At 66.0% G+C, this 3759-nt stretch carries 5 protein-coding genes; 3 read left to right on the top strand and 2 right to left on the bottom strand.

What is annotated here, in order from left to right; all coding sequences use genetic code 11:
* A partial coding sequence (rpsD, locus tag QZ189_RS10840) for a 30S ribosomal protein S4 (protein ID WP_296421757.1) occupies window positions 1-440 on the bottom strand: 440 nt, incomplete at its 3' end.
* 131 nt (window positions 441-571) lie between these two features.
* Between rpsD and yidD the strand changes: the two genes are divergently transcribed.
* The 3 genes from yidD (at window position 572) to QZ189_RS10825 (ending at window position 2668) form a co-directional block, all read left to right on the top strand.
* The gene (gene yidD, locus QZ189_RS10835; protein ID WP_010318096.1) at window positions 572-799 is read left to right on the top strand and encodes a membrane protein insertion efficiency factor YidD; all 228 of its coding nucleotides are present in this window, start codon (window positions 572-574) and stop codon (window positions 797-799) included.
* Window positions 799-1053 carry a glutaredoxin family protein gene (locus tag QZ189_RS10830; RefSeq protein WP_296421756.1) on the top strand — a complete coding sequence of 85 codons (255 nt, stop codon included), beginning with the start codon at window positions 799-801 and terminating at the stop codon, window positions 1051-1053. The genes yidD and QZ189_RS10830 overlap by 1 nt, the downstream gene beginning before the upstream one ends.
* Window positions 1054-1156: 103 nt before the next feature.
* Window positions 1157-2668, top strand: a complete 1512-nt coding sequence (locus tag QZ189_RS10825) for a UDP-N-acetylmuramoyl-L-alanyl-D-glutamate--2,6-diaminopimelate ligase (RefSeq protein ID WP_296416182.1) — start codon at window positions 1157-1159, stop codon at window positions 2666-2668.
* On the opposite strand, the gene QZ189_RS10820 is transcribed toward QZ189_RS10825, so the two are convergent.
* Window positions 2665-3759, bottom strand: a 1095-nt coding sequence (locus QZ189_RS10820) for an aminotransferase class V-fold PLP-dependent enzyme (protein WP_296421755.1), incomplete at its 5' end; no start/stop codon positions are given. The genes QZ189_RS10825 and QZ189_RS10820 overlap by 4 nt on opposite strands.

Genomic DNA, 3759 nt, shown 5'->3' with positions numbered 1-3759 from the left:
TTCTTGCTCTGCTTGCGCTCGCGGATGGCGACCACATCACCGGCCTTGCACTGGTAGCTGGCGATGTCCACGACGCGGCCGTTCACGGTCACGTGGCCATGGTTCACCAGCTGACGGGCACCGGGGACGGTGGGGCCGAAGCCGAGGCGGAAGCAAACATTGTCGAGACGGTTCTCGAGCAGCTTCAGCAGGTTGGTTCCGGTGGAACCCTCCTGGGCGCGCGCTTTCTTCACGTAGCGCACGAGCTGACGCTCGGAGATGCCGTAGTTGAAGCGAAGCTTCTGCTTCTCTTCCAGACGGATGGCGTATTCGGAGCGCTTGCGACGGGCTTGGCCGTGCTGACCGGGGGGATAAGACCGCTTGGCGGACTTACGGGTGAGACCAGGAAGGTCTCCCAAGCGCCGCGTAATCCTCAGGCGAGGGCCGCGGTAGCGAGACATAGGTGCGGATGTTCAGGTTGATCCAGACATGGCTTGCCTGAGAGCATGGAGCTGTGGTCCAGGGACCCCACTCCGCTGCAAGGCTTAACGCCACGCCAGCTGTTGATCCTATCGCTCGGCCCGAAGCACCAATGAACAGCCTGCTTCAACGCCTGCTGCTGGCCCTGATCGGCTTCTATCGCCTGGCGATCTCGCCGCTGCTGGGCCCTCCCCGCTGCCGTTTCATCCCCAGTTGCAGCGCCTATGGCCTGGAGGCGATCGAGCGCCATGGCCCCTGGCGCGGCAGTTGGCTGACGATCAAGCGCCTGCTGCGCTGTCACCCCTGGACGCCCTGCGGGTGTGACCCGGTGCCCGATTGATGGCAGCTCTGGTGCTGGTGACCCGTGTGGGCTGCTGCCTCTGCGAGGGGCTTGAGGAGAAGTTGCGTGCTGCTGGGGTGTCCTTCGAGGCGGTGGATGTCGATCTCGACCCCCAACTGCTGGCGCGCTTTGACCTGGAGGTGCCGGTGCTGCTGGATCGAAGCACCGGCGCAGAGAGGGTTTTGCCCCGCGTTTCACCGCGGCTGGGTGCGCCTCAGTTGGCCCTGTGGCTGGCCCAACAGGGGGTTCAGTAGCCGGCCCGCCTGGGGTGTCTTGATTGAGGCTCACGGGACTGGTCTCAGGGGCGACGTTTTCAGCGCAGAACCGACTTAAAACAGCGGTATCGCGCGCCCACCCATGGCCCAACGGCTCCACTCCCTGCTGCGAGAGGTCGGGCTGGCTGTCCCCCCAGGGCTGGGCAATGGCGACGTGCAGGGGGTGAGCTGCGATTCGCGCCGTGTGGGCCCTGGGACTGTCTTTGTGGGGCTGCCCGGCGCCACGGTGGATGGGGGAACGTTTTGGCCTGAGGCACTTCAGTTGGGAGCGGCCCTGGCGGTGATTGGGCGCTCAGCAGCGGAGGCCAGGCCCCCGGCCGATGGTGATGCGGTGTTGGTGGTCTCCGATCCCGTCTCCCGTTGGGCCGGCCTGCTGGCGGCGGAGTTCTGGCAGCAGCCCAGTCAACGCACGGCTTTGATCGGGGTCACGGGGACCAACGGCAAGACCACCACGACCTACCTGCTGGAGCACCTGGCCAGCGCTTGTGGTTACCCAGCCGCCCTGTTTGGCACCTTGATCAACCGCTGGCCCGGCCACAGCATCACGGCGCAGCACACCACGGCTTTCGCCGATGAGCTGCAGGCGCAGTTGGCCCTGGCGGCCGAATCCGGAGCGCGGATTGCGGCCATGGAGGTGAGCTCCCATGCCCTGGATCAACAGCGGATCAGTGGCTGCCGGTTTGCCGGGGCGATCTTCACGAACCTGACCCAGGACCACCTCGACTACCACCCCTCAATGGAGGCCTACTTCGAGGCCAAGGCCAAGTTGTTTGCAGCGCCCTTGCTGGCCCCTGAGGCCCGGGCCGTGGTCAATGTCGACGACCCCTGGGGCAAGCAATTGGCCGAGCGCCTGGGGGATCGCTGCTGGCGGGCCTCCTTGGAGCCGGACTCTGACGCCGATCTACGGATGGAGGCGCTGCAGATGGGTTCGCAGGGGGTCAGCGGAACTCTGATTACCCCGCTGGGTCGCGGAGCGTTCAGCTCGCCGTTGCTGGGCAAGTTCAACCTGATGAACCTGCTGGAGGCCGTTGGTGTCTTGCTGCAGCAGGGACTCCCCCTGGGGGCGATGTTGGAGGCCCTGGGCAGCTTCAAGGGCGTTCCCGGCCGGATGGAGCGTGTTCAGGTGGCCCGCGCCGACTGCGGCGACGCCGCTGCTCCGGCGGTGCTGGTGGATTACGCCCACACCCCCGACGGTTTGGAGAGTGCCCTGAAGGCCTGCCGCCCCTTTGTGGAAGGGCAGCTGATCTGTGTCTTTGGTTGCGGGGGAGATCGCGACCGAACCAAGCGTCCCCAGATGGCGGCGATCGCCGCCCGCTTGGCCGATCAGGTCTTGGTGACCTCCGATAACCCCCGCACCGAAGACCCCGAGCAAATCCTCAAGGATGTGCTGGCCGGGATCCCTGAGGGGACCCCAGTCCAAGTGGACGTGGATCGGGCCCAGTCCATCGCGGCGGCCATCGCCATGGCTGGTCCCAAGGATCTGGTCTTGATCGCCGGTAAGGGCCACGAGGACTATCAAATCCTGGGGACCAAGAAGGTCCATTTCGACGACCGCGAGGAGGCCGAGAAGGCGCTGCGCAGTCGACCCTGTTAGGGAAGCAGCTCACTCACGGCTGCGCTCAGGGCCTCGATTTCTGTGGGGAGGGTGCAGAGATGGGTGCAGGCCCTGAGGCAATCCGGTGAATCCAGTCGCCGGATCCAGAGCCCCGCTTGACCCAAGGCCTCAACCGCCTGCGCGGTCTCAACTCCCTCCAGGCGAAAGCTGACCAGACCAGCTGGCGGGGGTTCGCTCAAGAGGGTGCGGCAGCCGGGGAGCGCCTGCAGGTTTTGCCAGAGCTGGTGACTGCCCTGGCGAATCCTCTCGAGGCGTTCCGTCTCGCTGCCCTCTGCACTGAGCAACTCCAGGGATTGCCGCAGTCCACTGAAGAGGGGCACACAGGAGGTGGCGACCTCAAAACGTCGACCATCGCGGTGCCAGCTGCTGCCGGCACTGCTCTCCTGCTCGAGGCTGCGCCAGCCGATCAAGGTGGGCTGGCCTTGATCCAGGAGCCGCTCGGAGAGGGCAACTCCCCCCAGGCCCTCTGGGCCGCAGCACCACTTGTGACCGGTGAAGGCGTAGATGTCGGCTGCCTGCGCCGCTTCGGCGACGGGAAGGCTGCCCATGGACTGGGCTGCGTCCACCAGCAGCCAGGGTTGTTGGGGGTGCGCCTGCAGGTGTTGGGCCACCGCAGCGATGGGCATCACGGAGCCGGTGTTCCAGAGCAGGTGGGAGAGGACCAGGAGTCGGGTTCTGGGCTTCAGGCAGGTCTGGAGCTGCTCCAGAACGGCTCCCTCAAGGGCCCGCTGGGCGGTGGTCTGGCAGAGCTCCAGCACCGGCAGGGTGGCCAGGGTCAGGTTGTGGCGGCGGGCCAGTTCTTGGCAGGCCGCGACCACGCCTGGGTGCTCGCAGTCACTGATCAGCAGCTCATCGCCCTCCTCCCAGGGCAAGCCCCAGAGGGGTAAGACACATCCACTGGTGACGTTCTCGGTGAGGGCAATGCGATGGGGGCCGACCCCACACCAGCTCGCCAGGCTTCGGCGCAGGCGGCTGGTTTCCTGCTCGATGAAGGGCCAGACATCAGTTGTGAAGGGCCCCAGCTCCTGAATGGTGCGCCAACTGGCTGTGATGGCCTCGAGCGATGGGGT

Source organism: Vulcanococcus sp. CPBay_Sum15L08_68 (assembly GCF_017855895.1).
Lineage (GTDB): Bacteria > Cyanobacteriota > Cyanobacteriia > PCC-6307 > Cyanobiaceae > Vulcanococcus.
Note: the sequence above shows the minus strand (reverse complement) of the source record. Positions and strands in the feature narration are given on the sequence as shown.